The organism is Streptomyces endophyticus (genome assembly GCF_035798155.1).
GTDB lineage: Bacteria > Actinomycetota > Actinomycetes > Streptomycetales > Streptomycetaceae > Streptomyces > Streptomyces endophyticus.
The window spans coordinates 1-25,562 of the sequence record NZ_JAOZYC010000213.1 but is presented as its reverse complement, the minus strand read 5'-3'; the positions used below and the strand labels follow the sequence as shown (position 1 = coordinate 25,562).

23 protein-coding genes are annotated in these 25,562 nt (G+C 70.7%); 11 read left to right on the top strand and 12 right to left on the bottom strand.

The annotated features are described in order from the left end of the window. The 5 genes from OKJ99_RS43300 to OKJ99_RS43280 form a co-directional block, all read right to left on the bottom strand. On the bottom strand, positions 1 to 300 hold a 300-nt coding region (locus OKJ99_RS43300; RefSeq protein WP_326024177.1), incomplete at its 3' end, for a biotin/lipoyl-containing protein. 97 nt (positions 301 to 397) lie between these two features. After that, complete coding sequence (gene lpdA / locus OKJ99_RS43295) at positions 398 to 1,786, bottom strand: dihydrolipoyl dehydrogenase (RefSeq protein ID WP_326024176.1); 1,389 nt, start codon at positions 1,784 to 1,786, stop codon at positions 398 to 400. Between the two features lie 284 nt (positions 1,787 to 2,070). Further along, a complete protein-coding gene (locus tag OKJ99_RS43290; RefSeq protein WP_326024175.1) occupies positions 2,071 to 3,609 on the bottom strand; it encodes a leucyl aminopeptidase in 1,539 nt (512 codons plus the stop codon). Positions 3,610 to 3,827: 218 nt separating this feature from the next. Next, entirely contained in the window at positions 3,828 to 4,568 is a 741-nt protein-coding gene (gene cobS, locus OKJ99_RS43285) for an adenosylcobinamide-GDP ribazoletransferase (RefSeq protein WP_326024174.1), read from the bottom strand. 5 nt (positions 4,569 to 4,573) lie between these two features. Continuing rightward, the gene (locus OKJ99_RS43280; RefSeq protein WP_326024173.1) at positions 4,574 to 5,641 is read right to left on the bottom strand and encodes a nicotinate-nucleotide--dimethylbenzimidazole phosphoribosyltransferase; all 1,068 of its coding nucleotides are present in this window, start codon (positions 5,639 to 5,641) and stop codon (positions 4,574 to 4,576) included. A 224-nt stretch (positions 5,642 to 5,865) separates the two neighbouring features. On the opposite strand from OKJ99_RS43280, the gene OKJ99_RS43275 reads away from it, so the two are divergent. Beyond that, positions 5,866 to 6,939, top strand: coding sequence for a class I SAM-dependent methyltransferase (locus tag OKJ99_RS43275; protein WP_326024172.1), 1,074 nt, complete (start codon positions 5,866 to 5,868; stop codon positions 6,937 to 6,939). Positions 6,940 to 6,954: 15 nt separating this feature from the next. Here OKJ99_RS43275 and OKJ99_RS43270 read toward each other — a convergent pair whose 3' ends face one another. Further along, positions 6,955 to 8,178, bottom strand: a complete 1,224-nt coding sequence (locus OKJ99_RS43270; protein WP_326024171.1) for a bifunctional adenosylcobinamide kinase/adenosylcobinamide-phosphate guanylyltransferase — start codon at positions 8,176 to 8,178, stop codon at positions 6,955 to 6,957. A gap of 94 nt (positions 8,179 to 8,272) precedes the next feature. On the opposite strand from OKJ99_RS43270, the gene OKJ99_RS43265 reads away from it, so the two are divergent. After that, complete coding sequence (locus OKJ99_RS43265; protein ID WP_326024170.1) at positions 8,273 to 8,515, top strand: hypothetical protein; 243 nt, start codon at positions 8,273 to 8,275, stop codon at positions 8,513 to 8,515. Positions 8,516 to 8,587: 72 nt separating this feature from the next. Here OKJ99_RS43265 and OKJ99_RS43260 read toward each other — a convergent pair whose 3' ends face one another. Together OKJ99_RS43260 and OKJ99_RS43255 are read right to left on the bottom strand one after the other, a co-directional pair. Next, a complete protein-coding gene (locus OKJ99_RS43260) occupies positions 8,588 to 9,295 on the bottom strand; it encodes a class I SAM-dependent methyltransferase (protein WP_326024179.1) in 708 nt (235 codons plus the stop codon). 110 nt (positions 9,296 to 9,405) lie between these two features. Then, on the bottom strand, positions 9,406 to 10,047 hold the full coding sequence (locus OKJ99_RS43255) for a DUF3043 domain-containing protein (RefSeq protein ID WP_326024178.1): 642 nt from the start codon (positions 10,045 to 10,047) through the stop codon (positions 9,406 to 9,408). Positions 10,048 to 10,255: 208 nt separating this feature from the next. On the opposite strand from OKJ99_RS43255, the gene OKJ99_RS43250 reads away from it, so the two are divergent. The 5 genes from OKJ99_RS43250 to OKJ99_RS43230 all read left to right on the top strand — a co-directional run bounded on the left by OKJ99_RS43250 (position 10,256) and on the right by OKJ99_RS43230 (position 16,695). Continuing rightward, complete coding sequence (locus OKJ99_RS43250) at positions 10,256 to 11,056, top strand: PspA/IM30 family protein (RefSeq protein ID WP_326024169.1); 801 nt, start codon at positions 10,256 to 10,258, stop codon at positions 11,054 to 11,056. A gap of 18 nt (positions 11,057 to 11,074) precedes the next feature. Beyond that, positions 11,075 to 11,353 (top strand): PspA-associated protein PspAA, encoded by a 279-nt coding sequence (gene pspAA, locus OKJ99_RS43245; RefSeq protein ID WP_266720428.1) that lies wholly within the window; start codon positions 11,075 to 11,077, stop codon positions 11,351 to 11,353. A 45-nt stretch (positions 11,354 to 11,398) separates the two neighbouring features. After that, positions 11,399 to 12,673 carry a sensor histidine kinase gene (locus OKJ99_RS43240; protein WP_326024168.1) on the top strand — a complete coding sequence of 425 codons (1,275 nt, stop codon included), beginning with the start codon at positions 11,399 to 11,401 and terminating at the stop codon, positions 12,671 to 12,673. Next, complete coding sequence (locus tag OKJ99_RS43235; RefSeq protein WP_326024167.1) at positions 12,670 to 13,368, top strand: response regulator transcription factor; 699 nt, start codon at positions 12,670 to 12,672, stop codon at positions 13,366 to 13,368. The genes OKJ99_RS43240 and OKJ99_RS43235 overlap by 4 nt, the downstream gene beginning before the upstream one ends. 192 nt (positions 13,369 to 13,560) lie before the next feature. Beyond that, on the top strand, positions 13,561 to 16,695 hold the full coding sequence (locus OKJ99_RS43230) for an efflux RND transporter permease subunit (protein WP_326024166.1): 3,135 nt from the start codon (positions 13,561 to 13,563) through the stop codon (positions 16,693 to 16,695). A gap of 168 nt (positions 16,696 to 16,863) precedes the next feature. Here the strand turns inward: OKJ99_RS43230 and nadA are convergent, their stop codons facing one another. Continuing rightward, the gene (nadA, locus tag OKJ99_RS43225) at positions 16,864 to 18,069 is read right to left on the bottom strand and encodes a quinolinate synthase NadA (protein WP_407700884.1); all 1,206 of its coding nucleotides are present in this window, start codon (positions 18,067 to 18,069) and stop codon (positions 16,864 to 16,866) included. 238 nt (positions 18,070 to 18,307) lie between these two features. On the opposite strand from nadA, the gene OKJ99_RS43220 reads away from it, so the two are divergent. Continuing rightward, positions 18,308 to 18,664 carry a HesB/IscA family protein gene (locus OKJ99_RS43220; protein WP_326024164.1) on the top strand — a complete coding sequence of 119 codons (357 nt, stop codon included), beginning with the start codon at positions 18,308 to 18,310 and terminating at the stop codon, positions 18,662 to 18,664. Between the two features lie 67 nt (positions 18,665 to 18,731). Here OKJ99_RS43220 and OKJ99_RS43215 read toward each other — a convergent pair whose 3' ends face one another. After that, entirely contained in the window at positions 18,732 to 20,252 is a 1,521-nt protein-coding gene (locus OKJ99_RS43215; RefSeq protein WP_326024163.1) for a hypothetical protein, read from the bottom strand. Positions 20,253 to 20,324: 72 nt separating this feature from the next. Next, complete coding sequence (locus OKJ99_RS43210) at positions 20,325 to 20,534, bottom strand: hypothetical protein (protein WP_326024162.1); 210 nt, start codon at positions 20,532 to 20,534, stop codon at positions 20,325 to 20,327. Positions 20,535 to 20,669: 135 nt separating this feature from the next. On the opposite strand from OKJ99_RS43210, the gene OKJ99_RS43205 reads away from it, so the two are divergent. Next, positions 20,670 to 21,644, top strand: coding sequence for a carbohydrate kinase family protein (locus OKJ99_RS43205; protein ID WP_326024161.1), 975 nt, complete (start codon positions 20,670 to 20,672; stop codon positions 21,642 to 21,644). A 123-nt stretch (positions 21,645 to 21,767) separates the two neighbouring features. Here the strand turns inward: OKJ99_RS43205 and OKJ99_RS43200 are convergent, their stop codons facing one another. Next, entirely contained in the window at positions 21,768 to 23,147 is a 1,380-nt protein-coding gene (locus OKJ99_RS43200) for a cysteine desulfurase/sulfurtransferase TusA family protein (protein WP_326024160.1), read from the bottom strand. Between the two features lie 422 nt (positions 23,148 to 23,569). Here OKJ99_RS43200 and ctaC point away from each other — a divergent pair, with 422 nt between their 5' ends. Then, on the top strand, positions 23,570 to 24,529 hold the full coding sequence (gene ctaC / locus OKJ99_RS43195) for an aa3-type cytochrome oxidase subunit II (RefSeq protein WP_326024159.1): 960 nt from the start codon (positions 23,570 to 23,572) through the stop codon (positions 24,527 to 24,529). Beyond that, positions 24,526 to 25,562 (top strand): cytochrome c oxidase subunit I (locus tag OKJ99_RS43190; RefSeq protein WP_326024158.1); only part of this gene is annotated, 1,037 nt, incomplete at its 3' end. The genes ctaC and OKJ99_RS43190, both read left to right, overlap by 4 nt.

Here is a 25,562-nt window from a genome sequence, read left to right as displayed (position 1 = left end):
GGCCGGAGCCGGGGCCGGGGCCTCGGCGGCTGCCGGGGCGGGCTCGGCTGCCGGGGCGCCCGAGCCGTCGTCGATGACGGCCAGCTCGGCGCCGACCTCGACGGTCTCGTCCTCGGCGACCTTGATGGAGGCAAGCACGCCGGCGGCGGGCGAGGGGATCTCGGTGTCGACCTTGTCGGTCGAGACCTCGAGCAGGGGCTCGTCGACCTCGACGCGCTCGCCCTCGGCCTTCAGCCAGCGGGTGACTGTGCCCTCGGTGACGCTCTCACCGAGCGCCGGAAGGGATACGGAAACCGGCATGGTTTCTGTTGCTCCTTAACGATGTGCAATGCGCGGCAACGCAGTGCGGAAGTCTGTGGTGGTCGGTCGTCGCGCCCAGGTGCGACAGGGGCGTGGCTCAGTCGTGCGAGTGCAGCGGCTTGCCCGCGAGGGCCAGGTGGGCCTCGCCGAGCGCCTCGTTCTGCGTCGGGTGTGCGTGCACGAGCTGGGCGACCTCGGCGGGCAGCGCTTCCCAGTTGTAGATCAGCTGGGCTTCGCCGACCTGCTCGCCCATGCGGTCGCCGACCATGTGGACGCCGACCACGGCACCGTCCTTGACCTGCACGAGCTTGATCTCGCCCGTGGTCTTCAGGATCTTGGACTTGCCGTTGCCCGCAAGGTTGTACTTCAGAGCGACGACCTTGTCCGCACCGTAGATCTCCTTGGCCTTGGCCTCGGTGATACCGACGGAGGCGACCTCCGGGTGGCAGTAGGTCACGCGCGGGACGCCGTCGTAGTCGACCGGAACCGGGTTCAGGCCGGCCAGCCGCTCCGCTACCAGGATGCCCTCCGCGAAGCCGACGTGCGCGAGCTGGAGGGTCGGGACCAGGTCACCGACGGCCGAGATGGTCGGCACGTTGGTCTGCATGTACTCGTCGACGAGCACGTAGCCACGGTCCATGGCCACGCCCTGCTCCTCGTAGCCGAGGCCCTGGGAGACCGGGCCGCGACCGATGGCGACGAGGAGGACCTCGGCGTCGAAGGTCTTGCCGTCGGCGAGGGTCACGCGGACGCCGTCCTGCGTGTACTCGGCCTTCTCGAAGAAGGTGCCGAGGTTGAACTTGATGCCGCGCTTGCGGAAGGCGCGCTCCAGGATCTTGGAGCTGTTCTCGTCCTCGACCGGGACGAGGTGCTTGAGACCCTCGACGACCGTGACATCGGTGCCGAAGGACTTCCACGCCGAGGCGAACTCGACGCCGATGACGCCGCCGCCCAGGACGATCGCCGACTGCGGGACACGGTCCAGCTTCAGCGCGTGGTCCGAGGAGATGATGCGGTTGCCGTCGATCTCCAGGCCCGGCAGCGACTTCGGCACGGAGCCGGTCGCGAGGAGCACGTGGCGGCCCTGGATGCGCTGGCCGCCCACGTCCACGGACGTCGGGGAGGAGAGCTTGCCCTCGCCCTCGATGTACGTCACCTTGCGCGAGGCCACGAGGCCCTGCAGGCCCTTGTACAGGCCGGAGATCACGTCGTCCTTGTACTTGTGGACGGCGTTGATGTCGATGCCCTCGAAGGTGGCCTTGACACCGAACTGGTCGGCCTCGCGCGCCTGGTCGGCGATCTCGCCGGCATGCAGCAGGGCCTTGGTCGGGATGCATCCGTTGTGCAGGCACGTGCCGCCGAGCTTGTTCTTCTCGATCAGGGCGACGTCCAGGCCCAGCTGCGCTCCGCGCAGGGCCGCGGCGTAACCGCCACTGCCACCGCCGAGGATCACTAGGTCGAAAACGGTGCTGGCGTCGTTCGCCACGTCACGTCCTCCATGCATGTGCGCCGTACGCCGGTCTCCGACGACCGGGCGGCGGGGTGTTCGGCCGCTCGTTCTTCGGCCCTGGGTGAGGGCCCTGTCCTGCCGTACCCCATCCTCGCACTTGTCGGCGGCAGTCGGGACGTCGGGCTGTGCGGTGAGACGGCTGTTACACCGGAAACAGCTGTGACAAGCAGGGACAGACGCGGAGATTTCGTTCAAAGCGAACAGCCCCCGGTGCCGTGCACCGGGGGCTGAACAGTGACTTTGTCAGGTCCTACGGAGGGTCAGCCGAGGTCGCCCGCCGCCGTGCGCTCCGCGAGACGGACCAGCGTGCGGACCGCGGAACCCGTGCCGCCCTTCGGCGTGTAGCCGAACGGGGCCGACTCGTTGAAGGCCGGGCCCGCGATGTCGAGGTGGGCCCACGTGATGCCCTCGCCGACGAACTCCTGCAGGAACAGGCCGGCGACCAGGCCGCCGCCCATCCGCGCGCCCATGTTGGCGATGTCGGCGGTCGACGACTCCATGCCCTTGAGCAGGTCGGCCGGGAGCGGCATCGGCCAGGCCGGCTCGCCGACCTCCTCGGCGGCCTCGTGGATCGAGCCGCGGAAGGCGTCGTCGTTGGCCATGATGCCGAAGGTGCGGGCGCCGAGCGCCAGCATCATCGCGCCGGTCAGCGTCGCGACGTCGACGATCGCGTCCGGGGTCTCCTCGGAGGCCTTGGCGATGGCGTCGGCGAGCACGAGGCGGCCCTCGGCGTCGGTGTTCAGCACCTCGACCGTCTTGCCCGAATACATGCGCAGCACGTCGCCGGGGCGGGTGGCCGAGCCCGACGGCATGTTCTCGGCGAGCGCCAGCCAGCCGGTGACGTTCACTTCGAGACCGAGGCGGGCGGCGGAGACGACGGCGGCGAACACGGCGGCGGCGCCGGCCATGTCGCACTTCATCGTCTCGTTGTGACCGGCCGGCTTCAGCGAGATGCCGCCCGAGTCGTAGGTGATGCCCTTGCCGACGAAGGCGAGGTGCTTCGTGTTCTTGTCTGCCTTGGCGCTCTTGTACGAGAGCTTCACCAGGCGCGGGGCCGAGGCGGAACCGGCGCCGACGCCGAGGATGCCGCCGAAGCCGCCCTTCTCCAGGGCCTTCTCGTCGAGCACCTGCACCTTGATGCCGTGCTCCTTGGCCGCGGCCTGGGCGACGGCGGCGAAGGACTCCGGGTTCAGGTCGTTCGGCGGGGTGTTGATCAGGTCGCGGGCGCGGTTGAGCTCCTCGGCCACCGCCGTGGCGCGCTCGATCGCCGCCTTGTACGCCTTGTCGCGGGGCTTGCCGCCGAGGATCGCGATCTCGGCGAGCGGCGCCTTGCCGTTCTTCGGGGTCCCCTTGTCGTCGGAGACCTCCTTGTATGTGTCGAACGAGTACGCGCCGAGCAGCGCGCCCTCCGCGATCGCGCCGGCGTCCTCGGCGTCGTCGACCGGCAGCGCGAACGCGGCCTTCTTCGTCCCGGCCAGGGCGCGGGCCGCGACACCGGCGGCGCGGCGCAGCGCCTCGCTGTCGTACGCGCCGTCCTTCTCGGGCTCGCCGCCGAGACCGACCGCCAGCACGATCGGCGCCTTGAAGCCGGACGGCGCGGGGAGCTTGGTCACCTCGCCCTCGCCGCCACTGGCGCCGAGGGTCTCCAGGACGGAACCGAGCTTTCCGTCGTACGCCTTGTCCACGGCTTCCGCGCCGTGCGCGACGGCCGGGCCCTTGTCGCCCTTGACGACGCCGACGACGATCGCGTCGGCACGCAGGCCGGTCGCCGCGGCGGTGCTGAGAGTCAGAGCAGTCACGGTGGTGAGGTCCCTCTTTCATCGGTTGAGATCGGCTTCTTTGCCGGGGCCGGGGGTAGTTGGCCTATTTGTGGCTGAGCCTACGCCCGTCGTTCTTGCGGTGCTTCGTCCAGGTGCGGGCCCGCCGCTGGGGCGCTGCCCCAGACCCCGCGCCTCAATCGCCGGCGGGGCTTGAGTGGGTCAGCCGCGTCGGCGGGCTTGGAGGGGCTTGATGGGCGTCAGCCCAAGGTCAGGATCACCAGGGATGTCGTGGCGGCTGTCTCGGCCAGGGCGCCGAAGACGTCACCGGTCACGCCGCCGAAGCGGGACACGCAGCGGCGGAGCAGGAGTTCGGCCGCCGCGCAGCCCAGCACGACCGCCGCGGCGGCCTGGAGGGAGAGCGTGGCGGTCACCGCGACGACCACCGCCCCCGTGATCAGCGCCGCCCGCCGCGACACCGTCTCCGCGACCGCCGCGCCGAGGCCCTCCGGGCGGGCGGCCGGTACGCCGGTGCGGGAGGCGAAGGTCAGGGCGAGGCGCGCGGTCACCGCGGAGACGGTCGCGGCGAGGGCGCCGCGCCACCACGACTGCCCGAACTGGTCGGCCAGGACGGCGACTTGGGCGAGCAGCGCCAGGACGAGGGTGACCACGCCGAAGGGGCCGATGTCCGACTGCTTCATGATCCGCAGCGCGTCCTCGGCGGGCTTGCCGCTGCCGAGCCCGTCCGCGACGTCCGCGAGTCCGTCGAGGTGCAGCCCGCGGGTCAGCGCCGCGGGCACCGCGACGGCGGCGACGGCGGCGAGCAGCGCGTTCGCCCCGAGGAAGGTCAGTGCCACGCCGACCGCGGCCGCGGCGAGGCCGACGACCAGGCCGGCGAGCGGCGCGCAGAGCATCCCGAGCCGGGCGGCCGCACGGTCCCAGCGGGTGACCTTCACCGGGAGGACGGTGAGGGTCCCGAAGGCGAAACGTATGCCGTCCACTGGTGCTAGTCGTCTTCCTTGGCCGGCTCCGTGGTCTCCGGGAGCTCCGCCGCGAGGGACGCCGCCGCCTGAACCAGGGGGAGGGCCAGGAGCGCCCCCGCGCCGCCGCCCACCCGGACGTCCTGGTCGAGGAGTACGTCCATGGCCATCCGGTCGAGCGCCTTCGCCTGGGCCGGTTCGCCGCTGGCGTGGGCGGCAAGCCACCAGTCGGGGGCGCGGAACGCGACCCGCTGGCCGACGAGCGCACAGGCCGCGGAGACCACGCCGTCGAGGAGTACGGGCGTACGCCGCACCGCGCACTGGAGCAGGAAGCCGGTCGCCGCCGCGAGATCCGCGCCGCCCACCGTGGCGAGCAGCTGGAGCTGGTCGCCGAGGACGGGGCGGGCCCTGCGCAGCGCGTCCCGGACCGCCGCGCACTTGCGCATCCAGGCGAGGTCGTCGATGGGGTCGCCGCCGCGTCCCGTCACCACGGACGCGTCCGTGCCGCACAGTGCCGCGATCAGCGTGGCCGCGGCCGTCGTGCCGCCGACGCTGATGTCGCCGAGGACGACCAGATCCGTGCCGGAGTCAGCCTCCTCGTCGGCGACCGCCATGCCCGCGCGGAACGCGGCCTCCGCCTCTTCGAGGGTGAGCGCGTCCTCGATGTCGATGCGCCCCGAGCCGCGCCGCACGCGCCGGTCGTCGACGGACTTGGGCAGTTCGTCGGGCTCGCAGTCCAGGGAGAGGTCGACGACCCGTACGCCGACGCCGAGCCGGCGCGCGAGCACCGCGCCCGCGGAGGCGCCCTCGACGACGTCCCGCACGAGGCCGGCCGCGCTGCCCGCGGCCCGCTTCGAGACATCGAGTCCGGCCACGCCGTGGTCGCCCGCGAAGAGGACCACGCGCGGCCGCGCGACCGGTCGTACGGGAACCGCGCCCTGGGCGGCGCTCAGCCACTCGCCCAGTTCGTCGAGGCGGCCGAGGGCGCCCGGCGGCACGGCGAAGCGGGCCCTGCGCTCCTCGGCGTCGCGGCGGGTGCCGCCGTCGGGGCGCTCGATCAGATCGGTGAAGTCGTCGAGGTTCAGCGAGCTCATTCGCCGAACAGTACCGGCCGTCGTGGGGGTCTGGCCCCAGCTGCACCGTCCGTCACGGGACACCGATGGGTGCGTCCTTCCGGCGGACGGTGGCGGCGGGCGGTGAGTCGCCTCCGGGCTGTCATGAACTGCTCGTAGATGATCGGTTGCGTTCATGTTCGCGTCGAATTGTCATATCTCGCGCGCTTGTTGCGGCAACGCAGACCATGACTGGAGGCATCCCCTTGACCGCCCCCGCCACCCCTCAGGCCGTCGCCGAGCGCCGCCCCGCCTACCTCACCGAACTCGCCCAGGGCACCGAACGCTTCCACGAGCCGCGCCGCCCCGACTGCCCCTGGTGCGGCAGCACCCGGCTCCGTACCCGCCTGCGCACCACCGACCTCCTCCAGCACAAGCCCGGCAGCTTCACCCTCGTCCAGTGCGGGTCCTGCGCCCACTCGTTCCAGAACCCCCGACTCACCCCCGAGGGCCTGGACTTCTACTACCGGGACTTCCGCGAGGGCCGCTACGCCGACCAGGCCGAGTGGATCTTCCGCGCGCGGACCTCCCCCCACCGCGACCAGTCCCGCGCCCGGGCCCTCGCCGCGTTCATCGAACCGGAGAGCTGGCTCGACATCGGCACCGGCCAGGGCCACTTCCCCGCGGCCGCCCAAGAGGTCCTGCCGTACACGGCCTTCGACGGCCTCGACAGCGGCGACGGCGTCGAGGAGGGCCGCAGGGCCGGCCGCGTCGAGCGGGCCCACCAGGGCCTCTTCACCGACCTCGCCCCCGCACTCGCGGGCGGCTACGACGCGCTGAGCATGTTCCATTACCTGGAGCACTCCCGCGATCCGCGCGAGGAGCTGAAGGCGGCGCATCGCGTGCTGCGCCCCGGTGGGCATCTGATGATCGAGCTCCCCGACCCCGAGAGCCGGTTCGCGAAGCTCCTCGGCAAATATTGGATCTCGTACTTCCAGCCGCAGCACCTGCATCTGATCCCGCTCGCCAACCTCCGCGCCGAACTGCGCGCCCTCGGCTACACGGTCGTCGCCGTCGACCGCCGCGAGCCCCACGTCCCGCTGGACCTCGCGGCCGGCCTCGCCCTGTTCGCGGGCCGGCACCTGCCCGACGCCGACGACCCGTGGCGCACCAAGGCCCCCGGCGAGGCCAAGCGCGTCCTGCGCAAGGCCCTGATGTACGCCGTCGCGCCCGCGTTCCTCACCGCCTGCGCGGCCGACCGGCTCGTCGCGCCGCCGGCCCGCCGCACCCGCTTCTCCAACGCGTACCGGGTGATCGCACGCCGCGACCCGGACGCGTAGTCCGGTGGATCCGGGTCAGCCGCGCAGCGCGAGCGGCTGGCCCGCGACGACGAGCAGCACGTGCTCGCACTCGGCCGCGAACGCCGCGTTCAGACGGCCGAGTTCGTCCCGGTAGCGGCGCCCCGACGCGGTCGCGGGCACGATCCCCGAACCCACCTCGTTCGAGACGGCGACGACGGTACGCCGCGTGCGCCGCACCGCGTCGACCAGCTCGGCGACCTTCTCCCGCAGCGCCTTCTCACCGCCGCCCGCCCACTCGGCGTCGTCCCAGGCCCCCACCTCGTCCATCGCGTACGTCAGCCACAGCGACAGACAGTCGATGAGCAGCGGAGCCGTGTCGCCGGTGTGCCGGGGGTCGTCCAGCAGCGGCACGAGGTCGCAGGTCTCCGCCGTCCGCCAGGACCCGGGCCGCCGCTCCCGGTGCACGGCCACCCGCTGCGCCCACTCAGGGTCCTTGGCGGCTCCGCCGCGCGTCCCGCCGGTCGCCACGTACAGCACATCGGGGAACGCCTCCAGGCGCCGCTCGGCCTCCACCGACTTCCCGGACCGCGCCCCGCCGAGCACCAGCGTCCTGCGCGGCACATCGGGCACGTCCTCGTACGTCCCGACGTCCAGGGTCGTGCCGTCGGGCACGGCCCGCGCGCCCGCGGCCGCGAGCCGCCGCGCGAGCTCAGGGCCGGGGAAGACGTCGTGGTCCAGATGGACGGCGAGGACATCGGTGGTCGGGCCGATCGCGCCCGCGGAGCGCAGCCGGGCGAGCGCGTCGGGACGGCCGACGACATCGGCGAGGACCATCTCGTACGGCGCCCGCGGCTCGTCGAAGCCCGCGGGCGCGGTACCCGGCGGCAGATAGAGCAGCCGCTCGCCCTCGGGTCCTGTCACCTCGTAGCCGGTGCCCGGTGCGTCCAGGGCGAGGGCCCGCACCCGGTGCCCGGTCATGAGCGCCAGCTCCCGGCCGTCCGGCACCCGGCCGGGCTGCGGGAGCCCCGCCGGCACTTCGACCGCGGGCCCGTCGTGCGGATGCGAGAGCAGCACCTGCCGTACGCCGCCGAGGCTGTGCCCCGAACGGGCCGCGGCGAACGCGGCCCCCGGCGTCAGGTCGAGCAGCAGCGTTCCGTCGATCAGGACCGCCGTCGCGGCACGCGCGTCGCGGCCGAGCGCGGTCGCGCAGGCGGCGCAAGGGCAGTCGGGGCGGGGCAGCCCATCGGGGCCGCCGGTGCCGAGCAGTGTCAGTTCCACAAGGAAGATCCTCCCGCGCCCCCTTGATCGACGCGCGCCCGGATAGGCTTCCGGGGACAGCGGCACAGCGGACGTCCGAGACCGGGAGGCTGACATGGCGGCGTGGACGTGGCGGTTCGAGAAGTCCGACGGGACGGAGGTGGCTCCCGCGGTACAACCCGAGGAGTTCACCACGCAGGGGGACGCCGAGTCCTGGGTCGGCGAGTACTGGAAGCAACTCGTGGACGGGGGCGCCGACCAGGTCACGCTCCGCGAGGACGACAAGGTGATCTACGGCCCGATGAGCCTGCACGCGGAGGACACGTCGACTTCTTCTCCAAGCCCCGCCGGCGATTGAGCTAATTCAAGCCCCTGCGGCGTTTGAGCAGCGGGGAACTGAAGTCGACCGAGGCGGAACCCTCGGTCGACCTCAGCCACGCACCCCGCACAAATGCAGCAGCGCCGCCACCCGCCGGTACGGGTCGGACCGACCCGCCTTCTCCTCCGCGGCGAGCAACGTCTGCAGCTCCCCGTGCTCCGGCGCCTGCGCGTCGTCCGCGGCCTGATCGGTGAAGACCCGCACCCCGTACCAGGAGTGCAGCGGCGCACCGATCCCGGCGAGCGTCTCCGTCAGCGTGTCGAGCCGGTCGGCCCTGACGTCGAGCCCGAGCCGGTTCGTGTACTTCGTCGACTCGAAGGCGGCAAGGGCGCCGATCCAGTCACCGGCGAGCCCCGGGCGCATCGCGAGCGCGTCCCCGTTGCGCACGACGAGGGAGAGCAGGCCGCCCGGCGCCAGCATCCGGGCCAGGCCCGCGAGCAGCGCGTCGGGATCCTCGACGTACATCAGGACGCCGTGACAGAGCACGACGTCGAAACTGCCCGGCAGGAAGTGCACACCGGTGTCCATGCCGTTGCCCTGCACGAGGCGGACCCGGTCGCGCACCCCCGCGGGCTCCGCGGCGAGCGTCCGGCCCGCCACGGCGACCATCTCCGGATCCTGCTCCACACCGGTCACCTTGTGCCCGGCGCGGGCGAGGCGCAGAGCCTGTGTGCCCTGGCCCATCCCCACGTCGAGCACCCGCAGCCGCTGACCGACGGGGAACCGCGCGGCCAGCTGCTCGTCGAGCTGCCTGGCCACGAGCTCCTGCCGCACGATGTTGCGCAGCCCGCCGAGCTTGTCCAGCCAGGAGTGCACAGCGTCGCCGGCAAAAGCCTCCGTGCTGTCCGTGCTGTCCGTGCTGTCCGTGCTCAGGGCCGCTCTCCGCGCTTGACCTGCGGCTTGGGCAGGCGCAGTCGCTTCATCTGCAGCGTGCGCATCAGCGCGTACGCGACGGCGCCCTTGCGGCGCTCGTTCGGGAACTTCTCCGCGAGGATCTTCTTCAGGCGGAAACCGGTCACGGCCGAGTCGACCACGATCGCGACGATCACGAACAGCCACAGCAGCAGCGCGATGTTCTGCAGCGAACCGACGCGGATCATGCTCAGGACGAGGATGACCACCGCCATCGGCAGGAAGTACTCGGCGATCGCGAAGCGCGAGTCGACGAAGTCGCGGGCGAACTTGCGCACCGGGCCCTTGTCACGGGCGGGCAGGTAACGCTCGTCGCCGTTGGCCAGCGCCTCTCGCTGGCGCTGCATCGCGGTGCGGCGATCGTCGCGCGAGCGGGTGCGGGCCTCCTTCGACGACATCTTGGTGTTGGCCACGCTGCGGCGCGGCGACTGGGCCTCGCTGCGCTTCGGCGTGGGGCGGCCCTTGGGCGCCTGCGGGTCTCGGGGCTGCTTGGACATGGTCACCTTGGCCTGCGCGGCCTGGGCCTTGTCGTCCTTGGATCGGCTACGGAACACAAGAGCCAAGAGTACGTGGTGGTCATGCATCGACCACAGGGCCATGGGGAACGATCCGGCAACGTCCCGCGTCCCTCCGTCAGGGGTCATCTACTCCTTGCGCCGGAGCGGGGCCGGAAGCAGTCGTCCTCGGGGATGAGCGCATCCGTACCTGAACAGTGCGGTAATAGAGGCAGGACCCGTACTGTGGTTTCTGTCGCAGTGCTGGAGCTGGACCAACGCTGGATCTGTCAGAAGGGGGCGCGCGAAGCCCATGAGCGGTGTCATGAAGCGTATGGGGATGATCTTCCGCGCGAAGGCGAACAAGGCCCTTGACCGGGCCGAGGACCCGCGCGAGACCCTCGATTACTCGTACCAGAAGCAGCTGGAGCTGCTCCAGAAGGTACGCAGGGGAGTCGCGGACGTGGCGACCTCCCGCAAGCGACTGGAACTGCAGCTCGGTCAGCTCCAGTCCCAGTCTTCCAAGCTCGAGGACCAGGGCCGCAAGGCGCTCGCGCTCGGCCGGGAGGACCTGGCCCGAGAGGCGCTGTCCCGCCGTGCCGCGCTCCAGCAGCAGGTCACGGACCTGGAGACGCAGCACCAGACGTTGCAGGGCGAGGAGGAGAAGCTCACCCTCGCGGCCCAGCGGCTGCAGGCGAAGGTGGACGCCTTCCGCACCAAGAAGGAAACGATCAAGGCCACGTACACCGCGGCGCAGGCGCAGACCCGGATCGGCGAGGCCTTCTCCGGCATCTCCGAGGAGATGGGCGACGTCGGCATGGCGATCCAGCGTGCCGAGGACAAGACCGCGCAGCTGCAGGCGCGGGCCGGCGCCATCGACGAACTGCTCGCCTCCGGCGCGCTCGACGACTCCTCCGGCCTCGCCAAGGACGACATCCAGAGCGAGCTGGACCGGCTGTCCGGTGGTACGGATGTAGAGCTGGAGCTGCAGCGAATGAAGTCGGAGCTGGCCGGGGGCTCGTCCTCGTCGCAGCAGGCGCTGGAGGGCAGCCAGGAGCAGGGTCAGCCTTCGCAGGCGCAGTCCCAGGACACCCCGCGCTTCGACAAGCAGTAGTGCCTTGAGGAGGCCGACATGATCGTCCGGATCATGGGGGAGGGCCAGGTGGAGTTGGCGGACGACCACTTCACCGAACTCAACAAGCTCGACGACGAACTCCTCGCGGAGATGGAGAGCGGCGACGAGGCGGGTTTCCGCCGCACGCTCGCCGCTCTCCTGGACGCGGTCCGCCGCCTGGGCGCTCCGCTGCCGGACGACGCCCTGGAGCCGTCGGAGCTGATCCTGCCGGCGGCGGATGCCACCTTGGCGGAGGTCCGCGACATGCTCAGCGACGACGGCCTGATCCCGGGGTAGCGGCTCCCCGGAGGCGGCGGCTGCGGGCGCGCTACCGTAAACCCGGTGAACCGCTTCGTACGGTGGGCCAGGACGCATCCGCTGGCCCTGGACGCCACCCTCGCGCTCGGCGTCCTCCTCTGCATGGTCGCCGGCTCCTTCGTCGACCCGCACGGCCCGGAGGGAACGTACGCCTGGGGCGCCAGAACCCCGAACGTGCTCAGTCTCGTCCTGATGCTGCTCGGCGCCGCCGCCCTCGTGTTCCGCCGCCGCGCGCCCCTCTGCGTACTCGCGGCGACCTCCGCCGTCTCCGTCGTCGAACTGGTCACCGGCGACCCCCGCGCCCCCGTCGTGATGTCCGCGGTCGTCGCCCTCTTCACGGTCGCTGCCACCACGGACCGCCCCACCACCTGGCGCGTCGGCCTCGCCTCGATGGCGGTGCTGACCGGTGTCGCCATGTTCGCGGGCCCGCTGCCCTGGTACTCCCAGGAGAACCTCGCCATCTTCGCGTGGACCGGCATGGCCGCGGCCGCGGGCGACGCGGTCCGCTCCCGCCGCGCCTTCGTCACCGCGATCAGGGAGCGCGCCGAACGCGCCGAACGCACCCGCGAGGAGGAGGCACGGCGCCGCGTCGCCGAGGAACGGCTGCGGATCGCCCGCGATCTGCACGACGTCGTCGCCCACCACATCGCGCTCGTCAACGTGCAGGCCGGCGTCGCCGCGCACGTCATGGACCGGCGGCCCGACCAGGCCAAGGAGGCCCTCGGCCACGTCCGCGAGGCCAGCCGCTCCGCGCTCAATGAACTCCGCGCCACGGTCGGCCTGTTGAGGCAGACCGGGGATCCGGAGGCGCCCACCGAGCCGGCCCCGGGACTCGAACGGCTCGACGACCTCGTCGACACCTTCCGGCACGCGGGCCTGCCCGTGGAGGTGGCCCGCGTGAAGGACGCCCCCGCCCTGCCCGCCGCCGTCGACCTCGCCGCCTTCCGCGTCGTGCAGGAAGCGCTGACGAACGTACAGAAGCACGCGGGCTCCGACGCCAGGGCCGAGGTCAGCGTCGTGCGCGTGGGACCGAACGTGGAGATCACAGTCCTCGACAACGGCCCCGGCGCCACGGCCGCGTACGGCGACCACCCCCGCGACCCCGAGGAACCCGAGGCGAACGGCGGCCACGGCCTCCTCGGCATGCGCGAACGCGTCACCGCGCTCGGCGGCGCCCTCACCGCGGGACCGCGCTACGGCGGCGGTTTCCGCGTCCATGCGATCCTTCCGACCAAGGCCCGCACCAGCGGCACCGACCCCGCCGAAGGCGCCAACACCTCCGAGGACGCCACCATATGACCAGCGCAACGATCAGGGTCCTGCTGGCCGACGACCAGGCTCTGCTGCGCAGCGCCTTCCGTGTGCTCGTCGACTCCGAACCCGACATGGAGGTGGTGGGGGAGGCCTCCGACGGCGCCGAGGCCGTCCGGCTCGCGCGCTCCGAGCGCCCCGACGTCGTGCTCATGGACATCCGGATGCCCGGCACCGACGGCCTCGCCGCCACCCGCGAGATCACCGCGGACCCGGAGCTCTGCCACGTACACGTGGTGATGCTGACGACGTTCGAGGTCGACGAGTACGTGGTGCAGTCGCTGCGGGCCGGTGCCTCCGGCTTCCTCGGCAAGGGCGCGGAGCCCGACGAGCTGCTCGGCGCCGTACGGATCGCGGCCGCGGGCGACGCCCTGCTCTCGCCCGTCGCGACCAAAGGGCTGATCGCCAAGTTCCTCGCGCAGGGGGACGGTTACGAGGAGGGGGAGCGCCTCACGGACGGCCGCGCCGAGCGGCTCGCCGCGCTCACCGGGCGCGAGCGCGAGGTCCTCGTCCAGGTCGCGGGCGGCCACTCCAACGACGAGATCGCCGAGCGCCTTGAGGTCAGCCCGCTCACCGTGAAGACCCACGTCAATCGCGCCATGGCCAAGCTGGGCGCCCGCGACCGTGCCCAACTCGTCGTCATCGCGTACGAATCGGGCCTGGTCCGTCCACGGGTGGAGTGACCCTTACGGGCCGCGTACTCCGGGCGCAGTAGGCCGCGGACAAGAACGGGACCTGGGAGCGACGAATCGGGTCGCACGCATGACCGAAGGTAGACCGTGGGCCCCTCGGGCCTGTCGGCCCGAGCCTGGCACCACACCGGTTGTCATGGCCCGGCCCTCATCTTCCGCTCACGTCCCACGGAGACCCGATCCATGTCCTGGCTGTCGAGATTCAGCCTTGCCCAACGCGCCCTCATCGGGCTGATTTCGATCATCGCGATCGTCTTCGGCGCGATCGCGATCCCTCAACTCAAGCAGCAGCTGCTGCCCTCGATCGAACTGCCCATGGTCTCCGTCATCGCCCCCTACCAGGGCGCGTCCCCGGACGTGGTGGAGAAGCAGGTCGTCGAGCCTCTTGAGAACTCCATCGACGCGGTCGACGGAATCACCGGCGTCACCTCCACGGCCAGCGAGGGCAACGCCCTGGTGATGGCCCAGTTCGACTACGGCACGGACGGCAGCAAGCAGCTCGTCGCCGACGTCCAGCAGGCGGTCAACCGGGCCCGCGCCCAGCTGCCCGAGGACGTCGACCCGCAGGTCGTCGCCGGCTCGACCGACGACATCCCGACCGTCGTCCTCGCCGTCACCTCCGACAAGGACCAGCAGGCGCTCGCCGACCAGCTCGACAAGTCCGTCGTGCCGACGCTGAAGGACATCGACGGCGTCTCCCAGGTCACCGTCGACGGCGTCCGCGACCTCCAGGTCGACATCACGCCCAGCGACCGGAAGATGGCCGCGGCCGGGGTGAACCCCCAGGCCCTCGCCGAGTCCCTGAAGGCCGGCGGCGCCACCCTGCCCGCGGGCTCGCTCGACGAGGCGGGCAAGAACCGCACGGTCCAGGTCGGCGGCGGCTTCACGTCCCTGAAGCAGATCCAGGACCTGATGGTCACCGGCGAGGGCGTCAAGAAGCCCGTACGCCTCGGTGATCTCGCCACGGTGAAGCAGCAGCCGTCCACGGCCGACTCGATCACCCGCACCGACGGCGAGCCCAGCTTGTCCCTCGCGGTCACCATGGACCAGGACGGCTCCGCGGTCGCCATCTCCAAGGCGGTCAAGGACAAGCTGCCGCAGCTCCGTGACGACCTCGGCTCCGGCGCCGATGTCACCGTCGTCAGCGACCAGGGCCCGGCCGTCTCGAAGTCGATCTCGGGCCTGACCACGGAGGGCGCGCTCGGCCTGCTCTTCGCGGTCGTCATCATCCTGATCTTCCTGGCGTCGCTGCGCTCCACGCTCGTGACGGCGGTCTCCATCCCGCTGTCCGTGGTCCTCGCACTGATCGTCCTGTGGACCGGCGACCTGTCGCTCAACATGCTCACGCTCGGCGCGCTGACCATCGCGATCGGCCGAGTCGTCGACGACTCGATCGTCGTCCTGGAGAACATCAAGCGCCATCTCGGCTACGGCGAGGAACGCCACGAGGCGATCCTCAAGGCGGTCCGCGAGGTCGCGGGCGCGGTGACCTCCTCGACCCTCACGACCGTTGCGGTCTTCCTCCCCATCGGCCTGGTCGGCGGCATGGTGGGCGAGCTGTTCGGCTCGTTCTCCATCACGGTGACGGCGGCGCTCCTCGCGTCCCTGCTCGTGTCGTTGACGGTCGTGCCGGTCCTCTCCTACTGGTTCCTGCGCCCGCCCAAGGCGGCCCGCGGCGTCGACCCGGAGGAGGCCCGGCGGCTGGCCGAGGAGAAGGAGGCGCGCTCCTGGCTGCAGCGGATCTACGTTCCCGTGCTGCGCTTCGCGACGCGTCGCCGGTTCACCAGCCTGTTGATCGCGGTGGTCGTGCTCGTCGGCACGTTCGGCATGGCGCCGATGCTCAAGACGAACTTCTTCGACCAGGGCGACCAGGAAGTCCTCTCCATCAAGCAGGAGTTGCAGCCCGGCACCAGCCTGTCGGCGACCGACGCCTCCGCGAAGAAGATCGAGAAGATGCTCTCGGGCATCGACGAGATCGAGGACTACCAGGTCACCATCGGCTCCTCCGGCTTCATGGCCGCCTTCGGCGGCGGCACCGACACCAACCAGGCGTCGTACCAGGTGAAGCTGAAGGACAGTTCGACGTACGAGGCCACGCAGAAGCGCATCGAGCGCGAGCTCGGGCAGCTCTCCGGCGTGGGTACGACGACGCTCGCGGCCGGTGACGGCTTCGGCAGCCAGGACCTGTCCGTGGTCGTGAAGGCCGCCGACGGCGACGTACTGGAGAAGGCCTCCGGCCAGGTCCAGGACGCGGTCTCCTCGCTCGACGACGTCACCGACGTCTCCAGCGACCTGTCGCAGTCGGTGCCGCGGATCTCGGTGAAGGCCAACTCCAAGGCGGCCGCCGCCGGGTTCAACGACACGACGCTCGGCGCCGCCGTCACCCAGGCCGTGCGCGGCACCACCAGCGGCAAGGCGACGATCGACGACACCGAGCGCGACATCGTCGTGAAGTCGGCGAAGCCGGCCACCACGATGGCCGAGCTGAAGAAGCTGCCGATGGGGCCCGGCGGTGTCACGCTCGGCGACATCGCCACGGTGAGGACCGTCGACAGCCCCGTCTCGATGACCCGGATCGACGGCGCCCGCGCGGCGACGATCACGGCGAAGCCGGACGGCGACAACACGGGCGCGGTCAGCACCGACCTGCAGACGAAGATCAACAAGCTGGACCTGCCGAAGGGCGCCACGGCGAGCATCGGCGGCGTCAGCGAGGACCAGGACGACGCGTTCAAGAACCTGGGCCTGGCGATGCTCGCGGCGATCGCGATCGTCTTCATGCTCCTGGTGGCGACGTTCCGTTCGCTGGCCCAGCCGCTGATCCTGCTGGTCTCGATCCCGTTCGCGGCCACGGGCGCGATCGGCCTGCTGGTCGCCACCGGCACGGCCATGGGCGTCCCGGCGATGATCGGCATGCTGATGCTCATCGGCATCGTGGTCACCAACGCGATCGTCCTGATCGACCTGATCAACCAGTACCGGGCCCAGGGCCTGGGCGTGGTGGAGGCGGTCGTCGAGGGCGGCAGGCACCGGCTGCGCCCGATCCTGATGACGGCCCTGGCGACGATCTTCGCCCTGCTCCCGATGGCGCTCGGCGTCACCGGCGAGGGCGGCTTCATCGCCCAGCCGCTCGCGGTGGTCGTGATCGGCGGTCTGATCTCGTCGACGCTGCTGACGTTGCTTCTCGTGCCGACGCTCTACGCGATGCTGGAGCTCCGCAAGGAGCGGCGGGCGGCCAAGCGCTCCGCGAAGCGGGGCGGCGACTCCGGCGTCCCGCCCCAGTCCCCGGCCCCCGACCCGGAGCCGGCCAACGCGTAACGGCTGTCGCCGCCCCGCCTTGGGCAATCTGCCGCCTTGGGCGGCAGGGTGGGCAAGGCGGCACCCCGGTGCGGGGCGAGCGCTTCATCAGGCGCTCGCCCCGCCTCCGGTTTCGGGGCTCTGCCCCGGACCCCGCTGGCTCTCGTCCCAGAGCGGGGCTTAAAAGTGCTACGGCAGCGCCAGCATCCGCTCGAGGGCGAGCTTCGCGAACTGTTCGGTTTCGCGGTCGACCTCGATCCGGTTGACCAGTTGGCCGTCCGCCAAGGACTCCAGCGTCCAGACCAGGTGCGGCAGGTCGATCCGGTTCATGGTCGAGCAGAAGCAGACCGTCTTGTCGAGGAAGACGATCTCCTTGCCCTCGGAGGCGAACCGGTTTGCGAGACGGCGTACGAGGTTCAGCTCCGTGCCGATGGCCCACTTCGACCCGGCGGGCGCCGCTTCCAGCGCCTTGATGATGTACTCGGTCGAGCCGACGTAGTCCGCCGCGGCCACGACCTCGTTCTTGCACTCCGGGTGCACGAGGACGTTCACCCCGGGTATGCGCGCCCGCACGTCCTCCACCGACTCCAGCGAGAAGCGCCCGTGCACGGAGCAGTGCCCGCGCCACAGGATCATCTTCGCGGCCCGCAGCTCCTCGACGCTCAGGCCGCCGTTCGGCTTGTGCGGGTTGTAGACGACGCAGTCGTCGAGCGACATGCCGAGGTCGCGGACGGCGGTGTTCCGCCCGAGGTGCTGGTCGGGCAGGAAGAGCACCTTCTCGCCCTGCTCGAACGCCCAGTTCAACGCCCGCTCGGCATTGCTGGACGTACAGATCGTGCCGCCGTGCTTGCCCGTGAACGCCTTGATGTCCGCCGAGGAGTTCATGTACGAGACGGGGACCACGGACTCGGCGATGCCCGCCTCGGTCAGCGCGTCCCAGCACTCGGCGACCTGCTCGGCCGTCGCCATGTCGGCCATCGAGCAGCCGGCGGCGAGGTCCGGCAGGACCACCTTCTGGTCGTCCCCGGTCAGGATGTCGGCCGACTCGGCCATGAAGTGCACACCGCAGAACACGATGTACTCGGCCTCGGGCCGGGCCGCCGCGTCCCGCGCCAGCTTGAAGGAGTCCCCGGTGACGTCGGCGAACTGGATGACCTCGTCGCGCTGGTAGTGGTGTCCGAGCACGAACACCTTGTCTCCGAGCTTTTCCTTGGCCGCGCGCGCCCGCTCCACCAGGTCCGGGTCGGACGGCGAGGGCAGGTCGCCGGGGCACTCCACGCCGCGCTCGCTCTTGGGGTCGGCCTCGCGGCCGAGCAGCAGGAGCGCCAGAGGCGTGGGAGAAACGTCCAGGTCAACGGGGGCCTGGGGGGACTGGGCCGTGGTCACGTCACGCACCCTTTCTTCGCTCTGCTCGACTTTTCGTCGATTTGACGTTATCTATCATACGTGCTTCACGTCAGTTTGACGATGGCAATGTCGTCGATGTGACGCAATCCGCCGCACCTGCACCGTGCCCCGTCCGCGCACGGTGTGCGAGCATGAAGAGAAGAAGTGCGGATCCCGGAATGGATCCGGGCCTTTGCCGGTTGCAATGGTCGGCAAGCAGTCTCCGAACAACCCGGGAGAGATGTAGATGTCCGTATCGGACGAGACCACCACCGTCAGCGACGGCATCCAGCTCAGCGACGAAGCCGCCGCCAAGGTCAAGGCCCTGCTCGACCAGGAAGGCCGTGACGACCTGGCCCTGCGCGTGGCTGTTCAGCCCGGCGGCTGCTCCGGCCTGCGGTACCAGCTCTTCTTCGACGAGCGCTCGCTCGACGGCGACGTAGTCAAGGACTTCGGCGGAGTGAAGGTCGTCACCGACCGCATGTCGGCCCCGTACCTGGGCGGCGCCTCCATCGACTTCGTCGACACCATCGAGAAGCAGGGCTTCACGATCGACAACCCGAATGCGACGGGTTCCTGCGCCTGCGGCGACTCGTTCAGCTAAGTCGTACAGCTGTAGAGCGCGAAGGGGCGGCCCCGCTGGGGCCGCCCCTTCGGCATGCTCCGGCCACTCAGTCGCGCGGCGCGGGCTCGACCCCGCCGGGCGCGTTCTTCTGCGCGTACGGCACGGCGGCCCCGTCGGCCGCCACCACCTTCCGCTCACCCAGCGGCTCGTCCAGCGTCACCGGCAACGTATAGAACTTCGCCAGCTCGACGCAGACGGTGCCCTTCTTCTGCGTCTCGGTGACCTTCACGCTCACCCGGCCCCCGGACTCGTCCGCCGACGCCGCGTACTTCGCGCACACGCCGCCCGTGAAGTGCAGGGTCAGGGTCCTGCCCTTGGCGCTGTAGCCCTGGACGTGCACGGTGCGGGTGTCGCCGCCCGCCTTGTCCGAGGGATCGGAGGGCCTCGGGTCCGGCTGTGAACTCTTCGGCGCCGCGAGGTACTTGGGCTCCACCGCCGGATACGTCACCGTGAACGCGGCGTCCGCCCCGCTGGGCCGCACCTCGAACAGCCACGACGGCACCAGCGCCTGCCGCCCCGCGACGGTGTGCGCCGCGAGCCCGAACGTCGCCCCGGTGACGGCGACCGTCGACGGCTCGGGCGGCGCGGAAGCGCAGTCCGCGGTCTTGCCCGGGTCCTTGCCCTCGTCCTTGTCCTTGCCCTCGTCCTCGCCGAGCGGCACCGCGCTCGCGCACCCGCCGACGGACACCCGGCCCCCGGACGCCGCCCCGTTCATCCGCTCAAGGGCCTCGCGCGCCCCCACCGTCGGATACGTGGCACCCTTGTCCGGCGCCTTCAACTGGCCACTGCCTCCCACCACTTGACCGTCGGAACCGACCTGGATCCCGGTCGACCAGCCGTACGTGGGCAGCCCGCCGATCGCCGGGTCGGCGTTCACCACGCGGGTGGCGCCCATGAGTTGCCCGGCATCCAGCTTGGCGTCGTCCTGGCCGAGGGCCTTCAGGACCGGTGCGGCGGCCCGCTTCGCGGCGGCCTCGCTCACCGCGTCCTTGGCGCTGCCCCCGCCCGTCGGGTCCGCGCACTTCGTCCCGCCGCCGCACTTGCCGCCGGTGGACGGCGCGTACCTGGAGTACGTCCAGGTCCCCGGCGCCGCCCGGCTCACCTGCAACGAGGGTCCCGAACCGTCCTTCGCGGGACCCACCTTCCATGCGTCACCGGACCGCACGGGCCTCCCCTGTACGTCGAGGGCCTCGGCGACCGCGCCGGCCTCGGCGGCGGTCACCTCGCCGCGAGCCCGGTACACGGGCGCCTTGCCGGGGCCCGCCGGGAGATCGCCGGTCGCCTTGTAGCGCGTGCCGTTCGGGTCGGGCTCGCCGGGCGCGATGCCGGGCGGCGCCGAGCCGGAGGAGGGGGAGGTGTCCGAGTAGCCGTCCAGGGCGAGCGGCGGGGGAGTGCCCGAACCGGTGCCACCGGGCCGGGCCGCCCCCTCGTCGTCCGATCCGCTCATCGCGTTCGTCGCCAGATACGCGCCGCCGCCACCGGCCAGCAGGACGGCCGCCGCGACCGACACGACAGCCGCCGTGCGCCGTCGCCGGAGCCGATCCCGCGTCCGCTCTTCGCCGCTCACCGCATCGCTCCTTCGCACCGGGGACACCGGTGGGACGGGGCGAGCGGACGTGCGGTTCCCTTCCGGAAGCCGTCAGTCGCCGAAACCGGCCATGGAGTCGATCAGCCGCGCGGACGACTCGGGCACGACGACCCCGTGGATCCCGGCGGGCCCGGGGGCGGCGCCGGCCCGCTCGACCTCCCACGGCGCCGGCGGTGTCACCCAGTGCGGGAGCATTCGGACGCAGTCGCCGCGCAGCGCCGCGAGATCGTCCTGGACCATGCCTGACACGTCGTAGGTCATGACGGCACGGTAGCCCTGAGGTGACATCTGAGGAAAGGGCCGCTATCAGGCATTTCGCATACTTCAGCCCGCGCGCTCCGAGCGGGTAGCGTGAAGCGTCAACTCCTCCCCTTATTCAGGAAGCGTGCTCACGCCGTGCGAATCGCAGTCACCGGCTCCATCGCCACTGACCACCTGATGACCTTCCCCGGCCGTTTCGCCGACCAGCTCGTCGCGGACCAGCTGCACACGGTCTCCCTCTCCTTCCTCGTCGACGCCCTCGACGTACGCCGTGGAGGCGTCGGTCCCAACATCGCCTTCGGTATGGGACAGCTCGGCACGAGCCCGATCCTGGTGGGCGCCGCGGGATCGGACTTCGAGGACTACCGCGCGTGGCTGGAGCGCCATGGCGTGGACACAGAGTCCGTCCGGATCTCCGAAACCCTGCAGACGGCCCGCTTCGTGTGCACCACGGACGCCGACCACAACCAGATCGGCTCCTTCTACACGGGAGCCATGAGTGAGGCCCGGCTCATCGAGCTGAAGACCGTCGCCGACCGCGTCGACGGCCTCGACCTCGTCCTCATCGGCGCGGACGACCCGGAGGCGATGCTCCGTCACACGGAGGAGTGCCGAAGCCGGTCGATCCCGTTCGCCGCCGACTTCTCGCAGCAGATCGCGCGCATGGACGGCGAGGAGATCCGGACGCTCCTCGAAGGCGCCACGTACCTCTTCTCCAACGAGTACGAGAAGGGGCTCATCGAGTCCAAGACCGGCTGGACCGACGCCGAGATCCTCGGCAAGGTCGGCCACCGCGTCACCACGCTCGGCGCGCGCGGTGTGCGCATCGAGAAGTCCGGCGAGGACCCGCTCGAGGTCGGCGTCCCGGAGGAGGAGGCCAAGATCGACCCGACGGGTGTCGGTGACGCGTTCCGCGCGGGCTTCCTGTCCGGTCTCGCCTGGGGCGTCTCGCACGAGCGTGCGGCGCAGATCGGGTGCATGCTCGCGACGCTGGTCATCGAGACGCTCGGCACGCAGGAGTACGAGCTGCGGCGCGCGCCGTTCATGGACCGGTTCCGCAAGCAGTACGGGGACGCTGCCGCTGGGGAGGTGGAGGCGCACCTGGGGTGATGCCTCGGTGCAGACCGCGGCCGTTGCTGCTCTTGGGCTGGGCAGCGCGGCTGCGGGTTTTCCGTGGTTGCGTTTGCGCCCACGCGGCGGAGCCGCAAATCGACACAGCCCCGCGCCCCTGGGTCACATTCCCCTGCGCACCACGTATGTGTTACCCCCATCGGGGCGTGGTTCTGCTCCCACGTATTCGTGGCCCTGCGTGTAGCACCACGCCGGGATGTCGACCGCGGCCACTTCGTCGTCGGCGAGGACGGTGACCGTGCCGCCGACCCGCACCCGCCCGATCGCCCGGCCGAGTTCGATCACCGGCTGCGGGCAGGTCATGCCCAGCGCGTCCACCGTCACCGCCTCGGCCGTGCCCTCCGCCCCGGCGACCGGCGCGCCCAGCTTCTCCCGTACCTCGCCCACCACGCCCGGCAGCACCTCCAGGAACCGCTCGACCTCGGCGGCCCCCGTGCCCGGCGGCAGCGACACCCGTACGTTCCCCTCGCTCACCACGCCCATCGCGCGCAGCACATGGCTGGGCGTCAGCGTGCTGCTCGTACAGGACGACCCGGACGACACGGAGAAACCGGCACGGTCGAGCCCGTGCAGCAGGCTCTCCCCGTCGACGTACAGACAGGAGAACGTCACCAGGTGGGGCAGCCGTCGCACCGGATCGCCCACGACCTCCACGTCCGTCAGCAGCTCCGGCACCCGGGTCCGGATCAGCTCCGTCAACTCCCTGAGCCGCGCCGCCTCCTCGACGGCCTCCGCCCGCACGGCCCGGAGCGACGCGGCCGCGGCCACCATGCCCGGAATGTTCTCGAATCCGGCGGCCCGTCCCGACTCCCGCTCGTCGGCGGGTCCTTGAGGGGAGAACCTCGTCCCCTTCCGCACGGCGAGCAGGCCGACCCCGGCCGGGCCACCCCATTTATGGGCGCTCGCGGCGAGCACCGACCAGCCGCCCGCCACCGGCCCCCAGGCCAACGACTGCGCCGCGTCCACGAACAACGGCACCCCGGCGGCCCGGCACGCCTCGGCCGCTTCGGCGACGGGCTGCTCGGTCCCCACTTCGTGGTTGGCGGACTGCAGGCAGGCGAGCGCGGTGTCCTCCCGGAGCGCGGCACGGAACGCCTCGACGGAGACGGCTCCTTCGCGCCCCACCCCGACCTGCGTCACCGACCCGCCGAGGTCCTCGTGCGCCGCCGCCGAATGGAGCACGGAAGAGTGTTCGACGGCTGACACGACCAGGTGCTTCCCGGCGCGCCGCCGCCCGGCGAGCACCCCGGCGACCCCGTCGTGCACGGCACGCGTCCCGGACGACGTGAACACCAGCTCGTCGGGCCGACAGCCCACGGCCTCGGCGGCCGCCTCCCGCGCGGCGTCGAGCAACAGCCGCGCCCGTCGCCCTTCCCGGTACAAACGGGACGGATCGGCCCACCCCTCGTCGAGCGAGGCCTGCAACGCCTGCCGGGCGACGGGATGGAGAGGAGCGGACGAGGCCACATCGAAGTACGACACGCCGCAACGTTAAGGGTGGGCGAGGAGGAGCCCTCCCCAGGGACGCGAAACTGCGCCACCAGCCGGGTGGACCAAGCCCCGCCTCCCTCAGGGGCGCGGGACCGCGGCATCAGCGGCTCCGCCGCGGGGCGCACCCCAGTCACGGGACCCGCCACTCGCGGCCCGGCCGAACCCCGCCCGCCCGGGGCGACCCCCACCCCCGACCCCCCGTCAGAAACCCTCAAACGCGACCCGATCCCACCCTTCGGAGTGACCCGCGGCGCGTTAGGCACCCTCCCCGCGCGACCCCAAATAGCGTCCAGTAGGGTTTGCTCCGCATAAACATCCAAACCCCTGCCCGTGTGCCAGGGCGGCGAGCGACCAGCGAGATGGCGGCCGTAGCCAACCAAAGAGCGCGGGCGAGACTCTCGGGAAGGCGCTACGTGAGTCCCAACGGCTCCGACCGCTCGTCGCGGCGCCCGATGCGGCGGAAGCTGCCGCAGGTGCTGACTGCGGGCCTGATCCTGGTAACCGCTACCGGTTGCACATACAAGGACTTCCCTCGCCTTGGTATGCCCACCCCGGTGACGGAGGAGGCCCCTAGGATCCTCTCCCTCTGGCAGGGCTCGTGGGCGGCAGCGCTCGCCACGGGCGTGCTGGTGTGGGGGCTGATCCTGTGGAGTGTCATCTTCCACCGGCGCAGCCGCACCAAGATCGAGGTTCCAACTCAGACGCGGTACAACATGCCGCTCGAGGCGCTGTACACGGTTGTTCCTCTGATCATCGTGTCGGTCCTCTTCTACTTCACCGCGCGCGACGAGTCGAAGCTTCTGAAGCTCGAAGACAAGCCCGCGCACACCGTCAACGTGGTCGGCTACCAGTGGAGCTGGGGCTTCAACTACGTCGAGAACGTGCCGGGTGTCGACGGTGACGCCAAGACCTCCAAGGAGCTCTCGGCGATTCCGAAGCGCTTCAAGGAGGACTTCCCGGCGAACGCCGGTGGTGTCTATGAGGTCGGTACTCCTGGCGAGCGGAACCCGCAGACCAACAACCCCGGCCCGACCCTCTGGCTCCCCAAGGGCGAGAAGGTCCGCTTCGTTCTGACTTCGCGTGACGTCATCCACTCCTTCTGGGTGGTGCCGTTCCTGATGAAGCAGGACGTCATTCCGGGCCACACCAACTCCTTCGAGGTGACCCCCAACAAGGAGGGGACCTTCCTGGGCAAGTGCGCCGAGCTCTGCGGCGTCGACCACTCCAGGATGCTGTTCAACGTGAAGGTCGTCTCTCCTGAGCGTTACCAGCAGCACCTCAAGGACCTCGCCAAGAAGGGGCAGACCGGTTACGTCCCGGCTGGCATCGCCCAGACGGACCACGAGAAGGACCGGGAGACGAAGAACCTGTGAGCATCCTCAACGAACCCCAGGGTGCCGCGGCAGCAAGCGACTCGTACGAGAACGAGCTGCCGGCCCGGCCCAAGAGCCCCGGCGCGACGGTGATCAAGTGGCTCACCACCACTGACCACAAGACCATCGGCACGCTGTATCTGGTCACGTCGTTCGCGTTCTTCTGCATCGGCGGAGTCATGGCGCTCTTCATGCGCGCCGAACTGGCCCGTCCCGGTACGCAGATCATGTCGAACGAACAGTTCAACCAGGCGTTCACGATGCACGGCACGATCATGCTGCTGATGTTCGCGACGCCGCTGTTCTCGGGCTTCGCGAACTGGATCATGCCGCTCCAGATCGGTGCCCCCGACGTCGCGTTCCCGCGGCTGAACATGTTCGCCTACTGGCTGTACCTGTTCGGCTCGCTGATCGCGGTGGCCGGCTTCCTCACCCCGCAGGGCGCTGCCGACTTCGGCTGGTTCGCCTACAGCCCGCTGTCGGACGCGGTCCGCTCGCCGGGCATCGGCGCCGACATGTGGATCATGGGCCTGGCCTTCTCCGGCTTCGGCACGATCCTCGGCTCGGTCAACTTCATCACCACGATCATCTGCATGCGCGCTCCCGGCATGACGATGTTCCGCATGCCGATCTTCGTGTGGAACGTGCTGCTGACCGGTGTGCTGGTCCTGCTGGCGTTCCCGGTCCTGGCCGCCGCGCTGTTCGCCCTGGAGGCGGACCGCAAGTTCGGTGCCCATGTATTCGACGCCAGTAATGGCGGCGCATTGCTGTGGCAACACCTCTTCTGGTTCTTCGGACACCCAGAGGTGTACATCATCGCGCTACCATTCTTCGGAATTATTTCCGAAGTGATCCCGGTCTTCTCGCGCAAGCCGATGTTCGGCTACTCCGGCCTCATCGGTGCGACGATCGCGATCGCCGGTCTCTCCGTGACCGTGTGGGCGCACCACATGTATGTCACCGGCGGTGTGTTGCTACCGTTCTTCTCCTTCATGACGTTCCTCATCGCCGTGCCAACAGGCGTGAAGTTCTT